Source organism: Burkholderia pyrrocinia, assembly GCF_003330765.1.
Lineage (GTDB): Bacteria > Pseudomonadota > Gammaproteobacteria > Burkholderiales > Burkholderiaceae > Burkholderia > Burkholderia pyrrocinia_B.
This window is the reverse complement of sequence record NZ_CP024902.1, coordinates 1,357,170-1,374,373: the sequence shown is the minus strand read 5'-3', so window position 1 is coordinate 1,374,373 and position 17,204 is coordinate 1,357,170. Positions and strand designations below refer to the sequence as shown.

Here is a 17,204-nt window from a genome sequence, read left to right as displayed (position 1 = left end):
TCGCGCCGCGCACAAACGAAAACGCCGTCACCTCGGTGACGGCGTTTCTTCGCATTTCGTCGGATGATAGCGCAATCGCACGGCCCGGACCGGCCGCACGATGCGCTTCGAACCGCGTTACTTCTTCTTGCTCTTGTGCGCAGCGGCCTTGGCGGGTGCAGCCTTCGCCGATTTGGCCGCCGGCTTGGCGGCGCCGCGCTTCGCGCCGTGGGACTTGCCACCCACCGACAGGCTCGCGCGTTCGATGTGCGCGCCGCCACCCGATGTCGCGATCCGCTCCGGACCCGGCTCGGCCGGCACCGAACGACCGACCGGCACGTGCAGCACGAGCGCCTGGCCCGGCATCACGAGATCGCGGTGCGTACGGTTCCACGCCTTGAGCTGGCCGACCGACACGCCGTAGCGGCCGGCGATTGCCGCCATCGACTGCTTGCGGCGCACGCGGATCAGCATCTTGCGCGTGTCGGGCACGTCGGGTTCCATCGCGAGCGCGCCGTTTTCGGCGACGTCGGCACTGATGTCCTCGTCGTCGTCATCGCCGCGCGGCACGACGATCGTCGAGCCCGGCTTCAGGCGCATGCCGGCCGGAATCTTGTTGATCGACATCAGCGTATCGGCATCCACGCCGATCTTCTCGGCGATCGCGGCCGGCCGCGCACGCTCGCTGACCGTATAGGTGGTCCACGACGACAGCTGGCCGTTGTATGCCTTCAGGTTCTTCTCGAACGCCGACGCGTTGTCGAACGGCAGCAGGATCTGCGGCTCGGTCGCGCCGAGGATCACCGGCTTCGAGAACGACGGGTTCAGCGAGCGGAACTCGTCGAGCGACAGGTTCGCGAGCTTCGCGGCGACCGCCACGTCCATGTCGCGCGATGTCGTGACCGTCACGAAATACGGGTGGTTCGGGATGTCCGGCAACGTCAGGCCATACTGCTGCGGGCTCGCGATGATGTTCTTCACCGCCTGCAGCTTCGGCACATAGTTGCGGGTCTCGTTCGGCATCCGCAGGCTCTGGTAGTCGGTCGGCAGACCGGCCGCCTGGTTGCGCGCGATCGCGCGCTGCACGTTGCCCTCGCCCCAGTTGTACGCGGCCAGCGCAAGGTACCAGTCGCCGAACATGTCATGCAGGCGCGACAGGTAGTCGAGCGCGGCGCTCGTCGACGCGAGCACGTCGCGGCGCTCGTCCTGCCACATGTTGCGCTTCAGGTTGTACGTGCGGCCCGTGCCGGGCATGAACTGCCACATGCCGGCCGCCTTCGCGACCGACAGCGCCTGCGGGTTGTACGCGGACTCGATGAACGGCAGCAGCGCGAGCTCGGTCGGCATGTGGCGCGCCTCGAGCTCCTCGACGATGTGATACAGATACTTCTGCGAGCGCTCGGTCATGCGCTGCACGTAATCGGGACGCTGCGTGTACCAGGTCGTCTGCATGTCGACGAGGTCGCTCTGCAGGTCGGGCATCTGGAAACCGCGACGGATGCGCCCCCAAAGATCGGAGTCTGCACTGGTCAGGTCGCCGACGGATTGCTTGTCGACGTCGACAGTTTCTTTGGCGGTGGCTGATTTACGAAGGTAGTTGGACGTCGCCTGCGAATCGGCGGCGTTGTTGGCAACAGGGGGCTGGCTCGCACAAGCGGCGAGTAGCAGCACCACCATCGCACTCAATATAAGTCGCATGAAAATCTCGGCTTCCGACGGCTGCAAATTGCAGGCGATACTACGGAAGTGCGTGCTTCACGTCAATAAAAACACCGAAAACTCAGCGAAATCCTACATTTGGAGCAATTTTTACAGACACCGCTTGAGCTTTGGAGTCCTCCGAAAATCATCATCGGAACCGGTTTTTCCACTCGCGCATCAACGTAAACGCCGCCAGACGATCGGGCACCGTTTCGTGAAGCTCGGCCTCGAGCGTCGCACGGATCGCGTCGCTGTCCGCGCGCATGAACGGGTTCACCGCGCGCTCGTGCGCGATCGTCGTCGGCAGCGTCGGCACGCCGCGCGCACGCAGCGCCTGCGCGTCGTCGCGCCACGCGGCGAGCGCCGCATTGCCGGGCTCGCACGCGAGCGCGAAGCGGATGTTCGACAGCGTGTATTCGTGTGCGCAATGCACACGCGTGTCGCCCGGCAGGGCCGCGAGCGCGTCGAGCGACGCGAGCATCTGCGCGGGCGTGCCTTCGAACAGGCGACCGCAGCCGCACGAGAACAGCGTGTCGCCGCAGAACACGTGCGGCGTCGCGGCACCTTGCCCGGCCGCCTGGAAATAGGCGATATGGCCGCGCGTATGACCCGGCACGTCGAGCACGTCGAACGCGACGGCCGGCGCGTCGAGCGTCACGCGATCGCCGCCCGCGAGCGGCCGCGTGACCACGCCGATTGCCTCGGCCGCGGGGCCGTAAACGGTGAGCGGAACATCGGCCGGTTGGCTAGCGCGCAGCGCCTCGACACCGCCGACGTGGTCGGCGTGGTGGTGCGTGAGTAAAATAGCGGTCAACCGCCAGCCTCGTTCGGCAAGAACCCGGCGCACGGGGGCGGCTTCACCCGGATCGACGGCGATCGCATCGCGGCCGTCCGAGACGAGCCAGATATAGTTGTCTTCGAATGCCGGCACCGGCACGTATTCCAGCTCGTTCATGGGCGCGCAATCATCGTTATGTCTGATCGACAAATTATAGACTGGCCCGCCTGGACCGACTCGCCTCCCGGCCGCTACGTGCTGGACTGGGAGCAGGCGCAGCTCGACCGGATCGTGTCCGATGTGTTCGGATTCCACGCGCTGCAGCTCGGCCTGCCGCAGCTCGACGCGCTGCGCGAGAACCGCATGCCGTATCGCGGCCTCGTGCTCGATCCGGCGAGCGGCGCGAGCGCGCCGTACCAGTATCCGTGGGCGCGCGAAGCGCGCGCGCCGGAGCACGCGCCCGACAATCGCAGCACGACCTGGTGCGACCTGCTCGACCTGCCGTTCGAGTCGCAGAGCGTCGACCTGATCGTGATGCCGCACACGCTCGAATTCACGTCCGACCCGCACCGCCTGCTGCGCGAGGCCGAGCGCGTGCTGATGCCGGAAGGCCAGCTCGTGATCACCGGCTTCAATTCGCTCAGCCTGTGGGGCATGCGGCAATCGTTCGGGCGCATGGCAAACCGCCCGTTCGTGCCGGCCACGCGCGACCAGATCGCGTTCATCCGGCTCAAGGACTGGATCAAGCTGCTCGGCTTCGACCTCGAACGCGGCCGTTTCGGCTGCTACCGGCCGCCGCTCGTCACCGACAAGTGGCTGGCCCGCTATGGCTTCATGGAAGCCGCGGGCGACCGCTGGTGGCCGATCTTCGGCGCCGTCTACATGGTGACGGCCATCAAGCGCGTGAGCGGCATGCGCCTCGTCGGCCGGATCAAGATGAAGAAGCCCGTGCTCGCGCCGGGCCTGACGCCGGCGGCCTCCCCGACTACCCACCAAGAACATTCATGACAACCGATACCATCGACATCTATACCGACGGCGCCTGCAAGGGCAACCCCGGCCCCGGCGGCTGGGGCGCACTGATGCGCTACGGCGACCAGGAAAAGGAGCTGTTCGGCGGCGAGCCCAACACGACCAACAACCGCATGGAGCTGATGGGCGTGATCGCCGCGCTCGAAGCGCTGAAGCGGCCGTGCCAGGTGATCGTGCATACCGACTCGCAATACGTGCAGAAAGGCATCAGCGAGTGGATCCACGGCTGGAAGAAGAAAGGCTGGATCACCGCGGCAAAGACGCCCGTGAAGAACGCCGATCTCTGGAAGCGGCTCGACGCGCTCGTCGCGCAGCACGAGGTCGAGTGGCGCTGGGTCAAGGGCCACGCGGGCCATCCCGAAAACGAGCGCGCGGACGCGCTCGCGAATCGCGGCGTCGAATCGCTCACGGCCTGAACGCCGGCCACCCCCCTGTTTCCTTCGTTTTTCCCGACATGCGCCAGATCATTCTCGATACCGAAACCACCGGCCTGAACGCCCGCACGGGCGACCGCCTCATCGAAATCGGCTGCGTCGAGCTGCTGAACCGCCGGCTCACCGGCAACAACCTGCACTTCTACGTGAACCCCGAGCGCGACAGCGATCCGGGCGCGCTGGCGGTGCACGGCCTCACGACCGAATTCCTCAGCGACAAGCCGAAATTCGCGGAAGTCGCCGACCAGATCCGCGACTTCGTGAAGGACGCCGAGCTGATTATCCACAACGCGCCGTTCGACCTTGGCTTTCTCGACGCCGAATTCGCGCGGCTCGGCCTGCCGCCGTTCACCGAACAGTGCGGCGGCGTGATCGACACGCTCGTGCAGGCCAAGCAGATGTTCCCGGGCAAGCGCAACTCGCTCGACGCGCTGTGCGACCGCTTCGGCATCAGCAATGCGCACCGCACGCTGCACGGCGCACTGCTCGACTCGGAGCTGCTCGCCGAGGTGTATCTCGCGATGACGCGCGGCCAGGACAGCCTCGTGATCGACATGCTCGACGACGCGGGCGCCCACGGCGGCGCGGCGAACGGCCAGCGCGTGTCGCTCGCCGCGCTCGACCTGCCCGTGGTGGCCGCGAGCGACGACGAACTCGCCGCGCACCAGACGCAGCTCGACGAACTCGACAAATCGGTCAAGGGCGCATGCGTGTGGCGCCAGTCGGCCGACGCGGGCGCCGCGGAAACGGCCTGACGCACGCGGCACGCGCTGCAACCGCGCTCACGCGCGCGGCTGCAGCGCGATGACCGCCATCCCGCCGAGCGCGAGCGCCGCGCCCGCCACGTCCCAGCGGGTCAGCGCGACGCCGTCGACCATCCGCAGCCAGATCAGCGCAACCGCGATATATACGCCGCCGTACGCGGCATAGGTGCGCCCCGCCGCGCTCGGATGCAGCGTCAGCAGCCACGCGAACAACGCGAGCGACAGCGCGGCCGGCACCAGCAGCCAGGCCGGGCGCCCGGCCTTCAGCACGAGCCACGGCAGGTAACAGCCGACGATTTCGGCCAGCGCGGTGGCGGCAAACAGCGCCGCGACCCTCATCAGTTCGGTCATCCGGTTCCTCGCGAATTCGGCCCCCGTTACCGGGAGCTGCACGGCCCCGCCGCGCGCCGCCGATCATACCCGAGCAGGCCCCGCCGGACGCCCCGCCAGCCGGGCGCCTCCCGGCAATTTGCACGATCATCCGTCATCGTGCTATCATGTCGCCTGTTTCAACATTCAATCTCTGTCTATTCGATTTCGAGAGAAGTCCGCCCGCCCATTGCGGGCCGGCCCTTCGACCGAAATTGCACCCACAGGAAAGCCCGCCCGACAGGCCCGCTTTTCTCGTTTCGTTGCCCCTCAGGGGCGCTTGCCGGAACGCCGGACTATCGGTCCGCACCGGCATCTGCCGCCAGCATCACGCGGCCCATCCTTCATGAGCGCACTGTCGCGTCGGCCCATCGGGCCCGCGTCGAAGCAGCCCCTTGCAGCCTCTTGCAGCGCCTTGCGCAGTAAGTGCTTAATGGCCTGCCCCGACGCGCCGCGCACGACACCGCGCTTGCCGGCAAACCGTGTCGGACGGCCCGCCCGTTCCGGCGCAGTCAAAGGAGTGCATGACCTTGACCGCAACACACGTCAGCCCGACCGCTGCTTATTCCCCTGCTTCGTCGTCCGGCGAAGCCCCGCTCCGCGCGGACGACATTACCGTCGTCGACCAGAGCCTGCTCAAGCGCGCCGTCAGCGCGATGGCCATCGGCAATGCGATGGAATGGTTCGACTTCGGCGTGTACAGCTACATCGCCGTCACGCTCGGCAAGGTGTTCTTCCCGTCCAGCAGCCCGTCCGCGCAGCTGCTCGCGACCTTCGGCACGTTCGCGGCCGCGTTCCTCGTGCGCCCGCTCGGCGGCATGGTGTTCGGCCCGCTCGGCGACCGCATCGGCCGCCAGCGCGTGCTCGCCGCCACGATGATCATGATGGCCGCCGGCACGTTCGCGATCGGCCTGATCCCCAGCTACACGTCGATCGGCATCATGGCGCCCGTGCTGCTGCTCGTCGCGCGTCTCGTGCAGGGTTTCTCGACCGGCGGCGAATACGGCGGCGCAGCTACCTTCATCGCCGAATTCTCGACCGACAAGCGCCGCGGCTTCATGGGCAGCTTCCTCGAATTCGGCACGCTGATCGGTTACGTGATGGGTGCGGGCGTCGTCGCGCTGCTCACCGCGTCGCTGTCGCACGAAGCGCTGCTGTCGTGGGGCTGGCGCGTGCCGTTCCTGATCGCCGGCCCGCTCGGCCTGATCGGTCTCTACATCCGGATGAAGCTCGAGGAAACGCCCGCGTTCAAGCGCCAGGCCGAAGAGCGCGAAGCGCAGGACAAGGCCGTGCCGAAGGCGCGCTTCCGCGAAACGCTGATGCGCAACTGGCGTGCGCTGCTGCTGTGCGTCGGCCTCGTGCTGATCTTCAACGTGACCGACTACATGGTGCTGTCGTACCTGCCGAGCTTCATGTCGTCGACGCTGCACTTCGACGAATCGCACAGCCTCGTGCTGGTGCTGATCGTGATGGTGCTGATGATGCCGCTGACGCTCGCCGCGGGCCGCCTGTCCGACAAGGTCGGCCGCAAGCCCGTGATGCTCGCCGGCTGTGTCGGCCTGCTCGCACTGTCGATCCCGTCGATGATGCTGATCCATGCGGGCACCACGGCGTCGGTGTTCGGCGGCCTGCTGATCCTCGGCGTGCTGCTGTCGTGCTTCACCGGCGTGATGCCGTCGGCGCTGCCGGCGCTGTTCCCGACCGAGATCCGCTATGGCGCGCTCGCGATCGGCTTCAACGTGTCGGTGTCGCTGTTCGGCGGCACGACGCCGCTCGTGACCGCGTGGCTCGTCGACGTGACACACAACCTGATGATGCCCGCGTACTACATGATGGGCGCCGCCGTGATCGGCATCGTGTCGGTCGTCGCGCTCGCCGAAACCGCGCGCCAGCCGCTCAAAGGCTCGCCGCCGGCCGTCGCGACGCGCCGCGAAGCGCACCAGCTCGTGCGCCAGCTGCGCGAGGACGACGACTCGGAGATGTACGTCGCCGTGTCGACCGCACGCGCCTGAGCGTCGCCCATGAAAAAGCCCCGGCCGAAGCCGGGGCCTGATCGAACCCGATCCGCCCGACCGGCTTGCGCCGGCCGGGCTTTTTTTGGTTCATCCGTTCGACGCGGACGCCTTCACGCGTGCGCTTCGCCGTGACGGCAGAAGATCAGCGCGCGCGAACGCGACACGGCCGCCTGCGCGCCGCGTGCGGCGACGATCAGCCCGACCTGGCCGAGATTGAAATCGCGCTCGACCATCAACTGCGTCAGCGCGGCAAGCGGCAACAACACGGACGGGTGGTACAGGCTCGATTCGATCAGGGCTTTCATCATCGGCTCCATCTGGCAATGCGTGATTCGATGGAGTGGATTCTAGGGACCGGCCGCTTCCGGATAAACAGCGCGAATGCGAAGTCACTTGTCAGCCGCCGAGAACAATCGGCCACGGCTTGCCCGGCGGGGCCGAGCGGGCGGCGGGCAACGGCGCGGGGCAGCCTGCCACCCCGCCGCCGGGCCTAGACGAGCGGCGTGTCGACGAACGCCGGCAGCGCTTCCGCGCGCGCCGAATGCGCGGCGAGCGCCGGATAGCGGGCCGGATCGATCCGCGCGAGCACCGGATAATCGGCCGCCATGAACTGCGTGAAGCGCCACGCCACCGCGACCGTCACGTCCGACTGCAGCAGGCGCGCGCCGCCGAACCAGCCATTCGCGGCCGCGACGAGCGGCTCCAGTTCGCCGTACGCGCCCTCGAGCTGGCTCAGCACGCGCTCGATCCACGGCGCGTGCTGCTTGTCGGCCGGACGCAGCGCCTGCTCGTAGACCACCTGCACGGTCTTCTCGGCAGCCGCCAGCGCGAAACCGACCGGCACGAGCGTGCGCAGCCGCGCATCGGCGGCGTCGGGCAACAGGCGCCGCTCGGGCGCGACCCGGTGATCGAGATAGTCGACGATCAGCGACGAATCGATCAGCGTCGCGCCGTCGTCGGTCACGAGCGTCGGCGCCTTGACGACCGGGTTGACCGCCCTGAACTGCTCGAAATGACGGAACACCGAGATCGACTCGTGTTCGAACGGAAGGTCGAGCAGCTTCGCCGAAATGGCGACACGGCGCACGAACGGGGAATCCAGCATGCCGATCAGCTTCATCGCAAACGCTCCGCTTAAGGGAAATGGGACCGACGACTGTAGCAGCGTCGCGCGGCGTCGCCTAGCGTGCCAGGGCGCTAGGGCGCTTGATCCGCATCAGCCGGCAGCGCACCGGGCTCCCGCTGCCCGGCCACAGTGACCATAATGCAGGTTCACGCCCCTTCCGCCCCAAGGTTCGCCATGTGGTATGCCCTCGTCGAGCAGCAGCGGGAATGGATGCGCGCCTGGCGCGCGGCAACGCGGCACGCGTTCGAAGCATGGCCCGCGGCAACGCTGCCGCACGCCGCATCGTCGTGCTACGACGACCTGTTCGAGCCGTTGCTCGGGCCGCAGGTTGGGCCGCCGCGCTTCGACATCGGGCGGCCCGCCGTCGGCGAGCGGGTCGCCGCGCGCACGCCGTTCTGCGACCTGCGGCGGTTCACGCGCGCCGATGCGCGGCGCACGGTGCTGCTGTGCGCGCCGCTCGCCGGGCACGCGGCCGTGATGATGCGGGAAACCGTCGAGACGCTGCTCGCCGACGGCGACGTCTGCGTGACCGACTGGCGCAATGCGCGCGACGTGCCGCTCGCGTCGGGACGCTTCGGCCTCGACGAGTATGTCGCGACGCTCGACGGCTTCGTCGATGGGCTCGCGCACGACGATCGGCCGCTGCACGTCGTCGCCGTGTGCCAGGCGACCGTGCCTGCGCTCGGCGCGCTCGCGCTGCGCGCCAAGCGAGGCCTCGCGCCGCCCGCGAGCGTCACGCTGATCGGCGGCCCGCTCGACGCGCGCCTGAATCCGAGCGCACTCGGCACCGCCGCAGCCGCCCATTCGCTCGGCTGGCACCGCCGCCACCTGATCGACATCGTGCCGCCCGGCTTCGCGGGGCACGGCCGCCAGGTGTTCCCGACCTATCTCCAGCAGGGCGAGATTGCGCTCATGTACCCGCAGCGCTTCCTGTCGCTGATCGAGTCTTACGCGCTGGCCGCGTCGCGCTTCGACATGGCCGGGCTCGCCGGTGCGCGGCGGGCGCTGCTCGAATACACGGCGCTGCTCGACATGCCGGCCGAATATTTCCTCGACACGGTCGACATCGTGTTCCAGCGCATGAGTCTAGCGAACGGCACGTGGGACGTGGGCGGCCGGCGCGTCGAGCCGGCCACGCTGCGCGGCGTCGCGCTGCTGACCGTCGAAGGCGCATGCGACGCGGTCACGGGCGCCGGCCAGACGCATGCGGCGCTCGACATGTGCAGCGGCCTCTCGGCCGGCGAGCGCCACCGCGTCGACATCGACGATTGCGATCACTACGGGCTGTTTACAGGTGCGCGCTGGCGCGGCAACGTCCATCCGGCGCTGCAGCGCGTCTTCGCGCTGGCCGAGGCCGGCCGCTCGCGCCCGCGCCGCATCAGGCGGACGTGATGCCGCGTCAGGTACGGGCCGCGTCGAGCAACGCGCGCACCTCGTCGTCGCTCGTCTGCTCGAAGCGCGCGTAGAACTGGCTGAGCCCGAAGAACGACAGTGGCTGCGACACCGTGACGAACGCGTCGGCCAGGTCGTCGAACGCATGCCGCGCGCCCGCCGGCGCGACCGGCGCTGCCGCCACGACACGCTCGGGATGACGCTCGCGCAACGCCTGGAGCGCGACGCGCATCGACGCGCCGGTCGCGACGCCGTCGTCGACGACGATCACGATGCGTCCCTCGACCGGCAGCGGCGGCGCAGAGCCGCGATACAGCGCTTCGCGGCGATGCAGCTCGGCCGTCTCGCGCGCGATCACGTCGGCGAGCTGCGCGTCGGACACGTCCATCGAGCGGATCACGGCACGCTGCAGATGAATCGCGCCGCCGGTTGCGATCGCGCCCATCGCGAGCTCGGGATCGTACGGCACGCCGAGCTTGCGCACGACCAGTACGTCGAGCGGCGCGCGCAGCGCGCAGGCGACCGGATACGCGACGGGCACGCCGCCGCGCGGCAACGCGAGCACGACGACATCGCTACGCTCCGCATAGTTGCGCAACGCGTCGGCCAGCTGGCGACCCGCATCGGCGCGATCGGCAAAACACTCGGTCACGATCGGCTCCCTGCCCTTGCGCCGGATGCGCGAAACCCGCGTCGGCGCCTGTCAACGAGCATGGTTCATCGGCGGCGCCGATGCAAGCAGGGTCATACCGGCGTGCGCGACGCCGAACGATGGGGTCAGAGGCCCCTGGCCTGCCGGTACAGCCGCCAGAACGACTGTGCGTAGGATTGCGCGAGCTCGGGCGCGCGCTGGAACACGTCCACCGTTTCCGCATGTGCGGCCGCGCCGTCGGACAGTGTCGTCAGCGCGACGCTGTCGTCGACGATCACGAAGCGCGGCGCGGGATCGCCATGCCGCGAATCGATCGCCACGTCGATGCCCGCGGATTTCAGATAGCCTGCGCCGCTGTACTTGCCCGCGCGCGGCGAGCGCACGAGCACGACACGGACCTCGACCCCACGCGCGCGGGCCGCGCGCAGCGCGCTCGCGACAGCCGGCGGCACGTGCGCATAGCCGGCCAGCAGCACGCGGTGCTGCGCCTGTTCGATCAGGTCGACGGTCGCGTCGGCCGCCGCATTGTCATACGAAAAGTACGTGCCGACCGATGCGGCGTCGGACGGAATCGGGCTGGCGTGGGCGCTCGCCGCGCAGCCGAGCGCGGCGAGGAGGAAGGCGGCAGGTCTCATGGCGGGCGCCATTGTAGCGACGCCAATTCGCGTGGCAAGCACCCGCTGCGACGCTGCTGCGCCGGCGCAACACACAGTGCGGAATGGGCGCCCGGCGAGGGGGGGGCCGGCCGTCGATCAGCCTGCCGCGACGCGCGCGAGCCAGCTCGTCACACCGTCGACGGAACGGAAATCGGCGAGGCTGCGCGCCGGCAGCGCGGGATACGCGCCGCCCGCCATCTCGGCCAGCGCGCGCCCGGGGCCGAGCTCGAGAAATGCGGTCGCGCCGGCCTCCACGCAGGCGGCGAGACAGGCCGCCCACTCGACCGGCTCCGCGATCTGCCGCGCGAGCTTGTCGAGGCCCGCGTCGACGTCGAGCACCGACGCGCCGTCGATACCCGAAAACAGCCGCGCGCCGGGCAGCGGCCGCCGCACGCCCGTCGCGGCGAGCGACGCGCGAAACACCGGCACGGCCGCTGCGAGCCGGCGCGTGTGCGACGCGATCCGCACGCACACGGGCGCGACGCGCAGCGCGCCATCGCGCGCCGCGTCGGCGGCCACCGCATCGACGTCGGCCTGCCGCCCCGCGACCACGAACGCGTCGCCGGGGTTCGCGATCGCGATCGCCGCATCGCGGCCGTCGCACAACTGCGCAAGCTGCGCGCGCGTCAGGCCGCGCACGAACACCATCCGCTCGTCGCCGCCGCTCGCGGCGTCCATCGCGCGCGCGCGTGCGTCGGCCAGGTCGAGCGCGTCATGCGGATCGATCATCCCCGCGACGCTCCACGATGCGACCTCGCCAACGCTGTAGCCCGCGACGCAGCGCCGGCGCGGCCATGCCGCATCGAGCAGCGCGGCGGCCGCGAGCGCCTGGACCGTGCAGAGGATCTGCGCGGCACGGTTGTCGCGCAGCGCGTCCGGACCTGCCTGCCGGACCCATGCGCGCGGATCGTCGCCGAGGAGCCGGCCGGCGTGCGCGAACAATGCGTCGGCCTGCGGCGCCGACCCTGTCAGGTCGAACATGTCGGCGCGCTGCGCGCCTTGTCCCGAACAGAGGATGGCCAGCGTCATCGCGCATCTCCGTCGGCTTCGAGCGCATCGACGAATACGCTCATCGCGAGCAGGTCGGCCGCGCCGCCCGGGCTCAACCTGCGCGCAACGAACGCACGATGTGCGGCCGCCGCGCGCAGCCGCCAGTCGCGCGCGCGCACGCCGCCGCGTGCCACGAACGCGCGGGCGGTCGCGCGCGCGAAATCGAGGCCGGCCTGCCCGCCCCGGTGCAGCAGATTCGTGTCGTCGAGCGCGGCGATCAGCGCGAAGCACGCATCGACGCGCGCGGCTTCCGGGTCGTCCGGCAGGTCGCGCTTCGCGCGGCGCAGCGCGGGCAACCCGACCGCGTACACGGTCGTGAAGCCGTCGGCCGCCTCGCGGCGCGCGCCGCCGACGCCGTAGCGGCGGCTCGCGCGCTCGCCATGGCTGTCCGGCAAACGCGGGCCGCCGAGGATATCGGCGCCCCAGCGGCGGGAGACGAACGCGCCGAGCGTCATCCCGCCCGGCACGGCCCCCTGCATCGCGCGCCGGCCCGCGGCTGCGCACAGCAGCCCGAGCCCGAAGATCGCGCCGCGATGCGTATTGACGCCGCCGGTCGCGGCGAGCATCGCGTGCTCGGCACGCAGGCCGATCTTGCGCAGCACGGCCATGTCCGCGTCACGCGCGCCCGCGTCGGCCAGTTCCTCGAAGTAGGGCCGCAGCACGGCGGCGCTGCGCGCGAACGTCGCGGCATCCATGTCCGAATGGCTGCCGGTGTCGACATGGCTGACGAGCCCCGGCTTCGGATAGGTCTCGATCTCGAGCACGAGGCAGCGCTCGGCCAGCCCGGCGATGCGCTCGGCATCGGACAGCGCCGGTACGCGGCAGGCAGCCCATGCGCTCATCGCGCGCCTCCGGTGAAGGCGTCGGCAGGCATCAGTTCGACGGCGATCGCGGTCTTGACCGCGACTTCAGGCAGCCGCGCATGCAGTTCGCGCCAGTTGACGCCCGCGCCGTCGTCGCGCAGCAGTTCGCCGTCGATGCGTATCGGCGCGCGCGCGTCGATCGCCGCGAGGCCGTCGAGCAGCAGCGCGATCGACACGGCATCCGGCAGCGGAAACACGATGTCGAGATCGGACGACACACTCAGGTATGGCTCGCCCGTCAGCGCCTGCCACGCGAGGCTGCCGAACACGCGGCCCTGCACGCCGCAGCGCGCGCCGAGCGCATCGAGCTCGCGCAACGGCGCGTGCCATGCATCGGGCGCGGCGCCGAGCACGTCGGCCAGCGCGGGCAGCGGGCCGACCGTCGCGAGCGCATCGGCGGCGATGTTCAGCGCGATGCGCCGTTTGCCCGCGGCAGGCGGCAGCGGCAGGCCGAGCGGCACGCGGCCGGCATCGGCCTCGTCGGGCGACGCGCGGCGCACGATGAGCGGCCAGCCGCGCGCGGCCCATGCGTGCACGAGCGGATCGGCCGCGAGCGCGGGATCGCGCGCGAATGCCGCACCCCACCCCGCCGCCGTCAGCGTGACGAGCGTGTGGCGGCGCAGCGGCATCTCAGCGTGCGGCACGCGCAAGTGCCTCGACGCGCCGTGCGACGTCGGTCGCGACCGGCCGGCCGCGCGCGGCGCGCCGGTCGACACGGTCGGCCGGCTTGCCGAGCCATTCGCCGACCTGCGCGTCGAGCGCACGGGCCGGATCGAGCACGGCGTCGACGGCGCCCATCTTCACGAGGTTGTCGAGCCCCGGCGCGAACACCGGCGTCGAGCGCGACATCTCCTTCAGCACGTCGATCGGCAGCTTCGTCACGCGCGACATCGACGGCAGGTCCATCACCTCCGGCTCGGCGCCCGGCACCGCGAGCAGCGTGCGCGTCGCGAGCGCGGTCGCGATGAACGCGCCGGCGGCCGTGTGGCCGTACAGCACGCCGATCGTCCGGTGCCCGGCAAGATCCGCATGCATCAGGCACTTCGCGAGATGCGACAGCCCTTCGTTCAGGCCGAGCAGTTCGTCGCGCTTGCTCATCCGCTGGCTGTCGCTGTCGACGAGCACGAGGATCGGCGTGGCGCCGCCGCGCGCGATCGTGTCGAGCACGTGCGACGCGAGCATCAACGCCTCGTCGATGCCGAACGGCAAACGGTCGGCGACGCCGATCACGTCGACGCGCGTGCCGGCCAGTTCCGCGTGGCCCGTCAGCAGGCCGCCGGTGCGCGCGATCGCATGGCCTTGGGGAAACAGCGAGTTCAGGACTTCATCGAGCGTCATGCTGCCTCCCGCCGGGCCGCCCCAAGGAAGGCAGCCGCCCCCTTGGGGGCAGCGAACGTGTCGATCCGGAGTAGCGCTTTAGCGCGTACTCCGGTCCCATGCAAAGCAAGTGAGCGTGGGGGCTGTTTCATTTCTGCTCCTGTAACTGGTCGGCAAGCGTCGAGAACGCGTCGTCGGGCATCCCGGGAATCGCTTCCGGCGCGCTCGCACCGAGCGTGCGCCACACGTCGAGCGCGTCCTTGCACGCGCCGAACCGTTCGACGCGCGCTTCAAGACGCGCCTGCTCGACACGCAGCATCGCCGCATCGAACGTCGGCGCGCGGCCGATCAGTTCAAGCGCCGCCGCACGGAACGCGTCCGGCGTATCGGCAACATAGCGGTCCGCACCGCCGATCAGCCGCCGGTGCTTGCCGCCCATCGTGCGCCAGATCAGCGCGCGATCCTTCGCGTCGAATTCCTCGACGCCGCGATTGGTCTCGATCACTTCGGGGCCCGACACGCTGATGCGCCCCTGCTCCGACACCGCGAGTGCAGAACAGCACGCGGCGAGCAACCCGCCGCCGCCATAGCAGCCTGCGCGCCCGCCGATCAGCCCGATCACCGGCACGCCGGCCGCACGCGCTTCGACGAGCGCCCGCATGATCTCGGCGATCGCGAGCTCGCCCGCGTTCGCTTCCTGCAGCCGCACGCCGCCCGTATCGAACAGGATCAGCACCGGTTTGCCGACTTCCCGCGCGGCACGCAGCAGCCCCGTGAGCTTCGCGCCGTGCACTTCGCCGAACGCGCCGCCCATGAAGCGGCCTTCCTGCGCGGCGACGAATACCGGCTTGCCGTCGAGCCGGCCGTGGCCGACCACCATCCCGTCGTCGAACTGCTGCGGCAGGTCGAACAGCGACAGGTGCGGGCTCGTCACGCGCTCGGCCGGCCCGAGGAATTCACTGAAGCTGCCCGCATCGAGCAGCCCGTCGATGCGCTGTCGCGCCGACGCTTCGTACCAGCTCGCGCCGTTTGCGACGAACGCGGGTGCGTCGTGGATCACGTCGGTCATCATGCGTCTCCCTCGATCGCGCGCACGGCCTGCGCGAGCCGCAGCGACACCATGTCGGGCCGCGCGCCACCGTCGTTGATCGACAGCTTCAGGCCGCCCGGCGTGCGCCGCTCGACGAAATCCGACACGACGGCCTGCCATACCGCGCCGAAGCCGACGGCCGCGGTGCGGATGTCGATCTCGCATTCGTTGCCCGGCAGCACGCGCTCGACGAGCACTTCGAGATTGCCGGACGCGACCACGCCGACGAGCGCCGCGGCCTGCTCGCCCTTCGCGCGCTCGCGCGCGGTGAAGCGATAGTTCAACTGTTCCATGCCCTCTTCCTCACCAGTTGCGGAACCGGGCCGGCGGCGCATAGAGCCCGCCCGACCAGTGCACGAGATCCTTGATCGAGCGCGCGGCGAGCCAGCGGCGGTCGGCGTCGAGCGGATCGATGCCGAGATCCTCCGGGCGGCGGATCACGCCGCGCTCGCGCAACCGCTCGACCATCTTCCGGTCGCGGCCGCGGCCGACGTCCGTATAGCCGGCGACGCCGCGAATCGCGTGTTCGCGCTCGTCCTTGTCGCGGCACATCAGCAGGTTCGCGATCCCTTCCTCGGTGACGATATGCGTGACGTCGTCGCCGTAGACCATGATCGGCGCGAGGTCGAGCTGCAGCTTGTCGGCGAGCTTCAGCGCGTCGAGCTGCTCGACGAACATCGGCACGTTCTTGTCGCCGAAGGTCTCGCCGATCTGCACGACGAGCTTGCGGCCGCGCCGCAGCGCCGCCGGCGTGTCGGGGTCGGCTTCCGCGCCGGCCTTCAGCCACGGCTCGCTCGGATGGCGCCGGCCGCGCGCATCGCTGCCCATGTTCGGCGCACCGCCAAAGCCGGCGATCCGCTCGGCGGTGACCGTCGACGAATGGCCGGACAGGTCGATCTGCAACGTCGAGCCAATGAACATGTCGCACGCGTACAGGCCAGCAGTCTGGCAAAACGCGCGGTTCGAGCGCAGCGAACCGTCGGAACCGGTGAACCACACATCCGAACGCGCGCGGATATAGTCGTCCATCCCTACCTCGGAGCCGAAGCAGTGGATCTGTTCGACCCAGCCCGACTCGATCGCGGGGATCAGCGTCGGGTGCGGATTGAGCGCCCAGTGCGTGCAGACCTTGCCCTTCAGCCCGAGCTTCTCGCCGTAGGTCGGCAGCAGCAGTTCGATCGCCGCGGTGTTGAAGCCGATCCCGTGGTTCAGGCGCTTGATCCCGTACGGTTGGTAGATGCCCTTCAGCGCGAGCATCGCGGTGAGGATCTGCGTTTCGGTAATCGCGGCCGGATCGCGCGTGAACAGCGGCTCGACGTAGAACGGCCGGCCGGCCTCGACGACGAAATGCACGCGGTCGCCGGGGATGTCGACGCGCGGCACCTTGTCGACGATGCGGTCGACCTGCGCGATCACGATGCCGTCCTTGAACGCGGTGGCCTCGACGACGGTCGGCGTGTCCTCGGTGTTCGGGCCCGTGTACAGGTTGCCGTCGCGATCGGCGCTGACCGCGGCGATCAGCGCGACATGCGGCGTGAGGTCGATGAAGTAGCGCGCGAACAGCTCGAGATAGGTGTGTACCGCGCCGAGCGCGATCTTGCCGCCGAACAGCAGCTTCGCGATCCGCTGCGACTGCGGGCCCGAATACGCGAAATCGAGACGCTTCGCGATCCCGCGCTCGAACACGTCGAGATGCTCGGGCAGCACGACGCCCGACTGCACCATGTGCAGGTCGTGCACCTTCGCGCTGTCGACGTCGGCGAGCGCCGTCGCGAGCAGGTCGGCCTGCTTCTGGTTGTCGCCTTCGAGGCAGACGCGGTCGCCGGGCCGCAGTACCGCTTCGAGCAACGCCACGGTGTCGCGCGCGTCGACCCGCTTGCCTTGCGCGTAAGCCGCGCCGGCCGCGAGGCGTGCATCGCGCGCCTGCCGCGCGTGATTCCATCCCGTCATGAACAGTTCTCCCGCTTCGATGGTTCAGCGGCATTC

At 69.6% G+C, this 17,204-nt stretch carries 19 protein-coding genes; 5 read left to right on the top strand and 14 right to left on the bottom strand.

Features of this window, described 5'->3' with window-relative positions; translation table 11 throughout:
* Window positions 1-117: 117 nt before the first annotated feature.
* Together CUJ89_RS06650 and gloB are read right to left on the bottom strand one after the other, a co-directional pair.
* Entirely contained in the window at window positions 118-1,677 is a 1,560-nt protein-coding gene (locus tag CUJ89_RS06650) for a transglycosylase SLT domain-containing protein (protein ID WP_114178509.1), read from the bottom strand.
* 151 nt (window positions 1,678-1,828) lie between these two features.
* The gene (gene gloB / locus CUJ89_RS06645) at window positions 1,829-2,635 is read right to left on the bottom strand and encodes a hydroxyacylglutathione hydrolase (RefSeq protein WP_114176658.1); all 807 of its coding nucleotides are present in this window, start codon (window positions 2,633-2,635) and stop codon (window positions 1,829-1,831) included.
* An 18-nt stretch (window positions 2,636-2,653) separates the two neighbouring features.
* On the opposite strand from gloB, the gene CUJ89_RS06640 reads away from it, so the two are divergent.
* The 3 genes from CUJ89_RS06640 to dnaQ are packed head-to-tail and all read left to right on the top strand — an operon-like array spanning window position 2,654 to window position 4,679.
* Complete coding sequence (locus CUJ89_RS06640) at window positions 2,654-3,466, top strand: class I SAM-dependent methyltransferase (RefSeq protein ID WP_114176657.1); 813 nt, start codon at window positions 2,654-2,656, stop codon at window positions 3,464-3,466.
* The gene (gene rnhA, locus CUJ89_RS06635; RefSeq protein WP_114176656.1) at window positions 3,463-3,906 is read left to right on the top strand and encodes a ribonuclease HI; all 444 of its coding nucleotides are present in this window, start codon (window positions 3,463-3,465) and stop codon (window positions 3,904-3,906) included. The genes CUJ89_RS06640 and rnhA overlap by 4 nt, the downstream gene beginning before the upstream one ends.
* 38 nt (window positions 3,907-3,944) lie before the next feature.
* A complete protein-coding gene (gene dnaQ, locus CUJ89_RS06630; protein WP_114176655.1) occupies window positions 3,945-4,679 on the top strand; it encodes a DNA polymerase III subunit epsilon in 735 nt (244 codons plus the stop codon).
* 27 nt (window positions 4,680-4,706) lie between these two features.
* On the opposite strand, the gene CUJ89_RS06625 is transcribed toward dnaQ, so the two are convergent.
* A complete protein-coding gene (locus CUJ89_RS06625) occupies window positions 4,707-5,039 on the bottom strand; it encodes a YnfA family protein (protein ID WP_114176654.1) in 333 nt (110 codons plus the stop codon).
* Window positions 5,040-5,581: 542 nt separating this feature from the next.
* On the opposite strand from CUJ89_RS06625, the gene proP reads away from it, so the two are divergent.
* On the top strand, window positions 5,582-7,069 hold the full coding sequence (gene proP / locus CUJ89_RS06615; RefSeq protein ID WP_114176653.1) for a glycine betaine/L-proline transporter ProP: 1,488 nt from the start codon (window positions 5,582-5,584) through the stop codon (window positions 7,067-7,069).
* A 113-nt stretch (window positions 7,070-7,182) separates the two neighbouring features.
* On the opposite strand, the gene CUJ89_RS06610 is transcribed toward proP, so the two are convergent.
* Complete coding sequence (locus tag CUJ89_RS06610; protein ID WP_114178508.1) at window positions 7,183-7,380, bottom strand: hypothetical protein; 198 nt, start codon at window positions 7,378-7,380, stop codon at window positions 7,183-7,185.
* A gap of 182 nt (window positions 7,381-7,562) precedes the next feature.
* On the bottom strand, window positions 7,563-8,192 hold the full coding sequence (locus CUJ89_RS06605; RefSeq protein WP_114176652.1) for a glutathione S-transferase family protein: 630 nt from the start codon (window positions 8,190-8,192) through the stop codon (window positions 7,563-7,565).
* A gap of 180 nt (window positions 8,193-8,372) precedes the next feature.
* Here CUJ89_RS06605 and CUJ89_RS06600 point away from each other — a divergent pair, with 180 nt between their 5' ends.
* Window positions 8,373-9,590, top strand: a complete 1,218-nt coding sequence (locus CUJ89_RS06600; RefSeq protein ID WP_114176651.1) for a polyhydroxyalkanoate depolymerase — start codon at window positions 8,373-8,375, stop codon at window positions 9,588-9,590.
* Window positions 9,591-9,597: 7 nt separating this feature from the next.
* Here CUJ89_RS06600 and CUJ89_RS06595 read toward each other — a convergent pair whose 3' ends face one another.
* The 9 genes from CUJ89_RS06595 to mdcA form a co-directional block, all read right to left on the bottom strand.
* Window positions 9,598-10,242 (bottom strand): phosphoribosyltransferase, encoded by a 645-nt coding sequence (locus CUJ89_RS06595; RefSeq protein ID WP_114176650.1) that lies wholly within the window; start codon window positions 10,240-10,242, stop codon window positions 9,598-9,600.
* Window positions 10,243-10,367: 125 nt separating this feature from the next.
* Window positions 10,368-10,889 (bottom strand): phospholipase D-like domain-containing protein, encoded by a 522-nt coding sequence (locus CUJ89_RS06590; protein ID WP_114176649.1) that lies wholly within the window; start codon window positions 10,887-10,889, stop codon window positions 10,368-10,370.
* A 105-nt stretch (window positions 10,890-10,994) separates the two neighbouring features.
* Window positions 10,995-11,927 (bottom strand): malonate decarboxylase subunit epsilon, encoded by a 933-nt coding sequence (gene mdcH, locus CUJ89_RS06585; RefSeq protein WP_114176648.1) that lies wholly within the window; start codon window positions 11,925-11,927, stop codon window positions 10,995-10,997.
* Window positions 11,924-12,790 (bottom strand): triphosphoribosyl-dephospho-CoA synthase MdcB, encoded by an 867-nt coding sequence (gene mdcB, locus CUJ89_RS06580; RefSeq protein WP_114176647.1) that lies wholly within the window; start codon window positions 12,788-12,790, stop codon window positions 11,924-11,926. The genes mdcH and mdcB overlap by 4 nt, the downstream gene beginning before the upstream one ends.
* Complete coding sequence (gene mdcG / locus CUJ89_RS06575) at window positions 12,787-13,455, bottom strand: malonate decarboxylase holo-[acyl-carrier-protein] synthase (RefSeq protein ID WP_114178507.1); 669 nt, start codon at window positions 13,453-13,455, stop codon at window positions 12,787-12,789. The genes mdcB and mdcG overlap by 4 nt, the downstream gene beginning before the upstream one ends.
* Entirely contained in the window at window positions 13,442-14,149 is a 708-nt protein-coding gene (gene mdcE, locus CUJ89_RS06570; RefSeq protein ID WP_114176646.1) for a biotin-independent malonate decarboxylase subunit gamma, read from the bottom strand. Before mdcE ends, mdcG begins: the two co-directional genes overlap by 14 nt.
* A 127-nt stretch (window positions 14,150-14,276) precedes the next feature.
* Window positions 14,277-15,200 (bottom strand): biotin-independent malonate decarboxylase subunit beta, encoded by a 924-nt coding sequence (locus CUJ89_RS06565; protein WP_114176645.1) that lies wholly within the window; start codon window positions 15,198-15,200, stop codon window positions 14,277-14,279.
* Window positions 15,197-15,511 (bottom strand): malonate decarboxylase acyl carrier protein, encoded by a 315-nt coding sequence (gene mdcC, locus CUJ89_RS06560; RefSeq protein WP_006485317.1) that lies wholly within the window; start codon window positions 15,509-15,511, stop codon window positions 15,197-15,199. The genes CUJ89_RS06565 and mdcC overlap by 4 nt, the downstream gene beginning before the upstream one ends.
* 10 nt (window positions 15,512-15,521) lie before the next feature.
* Window positions 15,522-17,168 (bottom strand): malonate decarboxylase subunit alpha, encoded by a 1,647-nt coding sequence (gene mdcA, locus CUJ89_RS06555; protein ID WP_114176644.1) that lies wholly within the window; start codon window positions 17,166-17,168, stop codon window positions 15,522-15,524.
* Window positions 17,169-17,204 lie beyond the last annotated feature (36 nt).

Bases quoted from the DNA above. Each gene is read 5' to 3' on its own strand.
- mdcB (WP_114176647.1), bottom strand. From the start codon at position 12,790: ATGAGCGCATGGGCTGCCTGCCGCGTACCGGCGCTGTCCGATGCCGAG.
- rnhA (WP_114176656.1), top strand. From the start codon at position 3,463: ATGACAACCGATACCATCGACATCTATACCGACGGCGCCTGCAAGGGC.
- CUJ89_RS06610 (WP_114178508.1), bottom strand. From the start codon at position 7,380: ATGATGAAAGCCCTGATCGAATCGAGCCTGTACCACCCGTCCGTGTTG.
- gloB (WP_114176658.1), bottom strand. From the start codon at position 2,635: ATGAACGAGCTGGAATACGTGCCGGTGCCGGCATTCGAAGACAACTAT.
- CUJ89_RS06590 (WP_114176649.1), bottom strand. From the start codon at position 10,889: ATGGCGCCCGCCATGAGACCTGCCGCCTTCCTCCTCGCCGCGCTCGGC.
- dnaQ (WP_114176655.1), top strand. From the start codon at position 3,945: ATGCGCCAGATCATTCTCGATACCGAAACCACCGGCCTGAACGCCCGC.
- CUJ89_RS06650 (WP_114178509.1), bottom strand. From the start codon at position 1,677: ATGCGACTTATATTGAGTGCGATGGTGGTGCTGCTACTCGCCGCTTGT.
- proP (WP_114176653.1), top strand. From the start codon at position 5,582: ATGACCTTGACCGCAACACACGTCAGCCCGACCGCTGCTTATTCCCCT.
- mdcC (WP_006485317.1), bottom strand. From the start codon at position 15,511: ATGGAACAGTTGAACTATCGCTTCACCGCGCGCGAGCGCGCGAAGGGC.
- CUJ89_RS06605 (WP_114176652.1), bottom strand. From the start codon at position 8,192: ATGAAGCTGATCGGCATGCTGGATTCCCCGTTCGTGCGCCGTGTCGCC.
- CUJ89_RS06625 (WP_114176654.1), bottom strand. From the start codon at position 5,039: ATGACCGAACTGATGAGGGTCGCGGCGCTGTTTGCCGCCACCGCGCTG.
- mdcH (WP_114176648.1), bottom strand. From the start codon at position 11,927: ATGACGCTGGCCATCCTCTGTTCGGGACAAGGCGCGCAGCGCGCCGAC.
- CUJ89_RS06640 (WP_114176657.1), top strand. From the start codon at position 2,654: ATGTCTGATCGACAAATTATAGACTGGCCCGCCTGGACCGACTCGCCT.
- CUJ89_RS06565 (WP_114176645.1), bottom strand. From the start codon at position 15,200: ATGATGACCGACGTGATCCACGACGCACCCGCGTTCGTCGCAAACGGC.
- mdcA (WP_114176644.1), bottom strand. From the start codon at position 17,168: ATGACGGGATGGAATCACGCGCGGCAGGCGCGCGATGCACGCCTCGCG.
- mdcE (WP_114176646.1), bottom strand. From the start codon at position 14,149: ATGACGCTCGATGAAGTCCTGAACTCGCTGTTTCCCCAAGGCCATGCG.
- CUJ89_RS06600 (WP_114176651.1), top strand. From the start codon at position 8,373: ATGTGGTATGCCCTCGTCGAGCAGCAGCGGGAATGGATGCGCGCCTGG.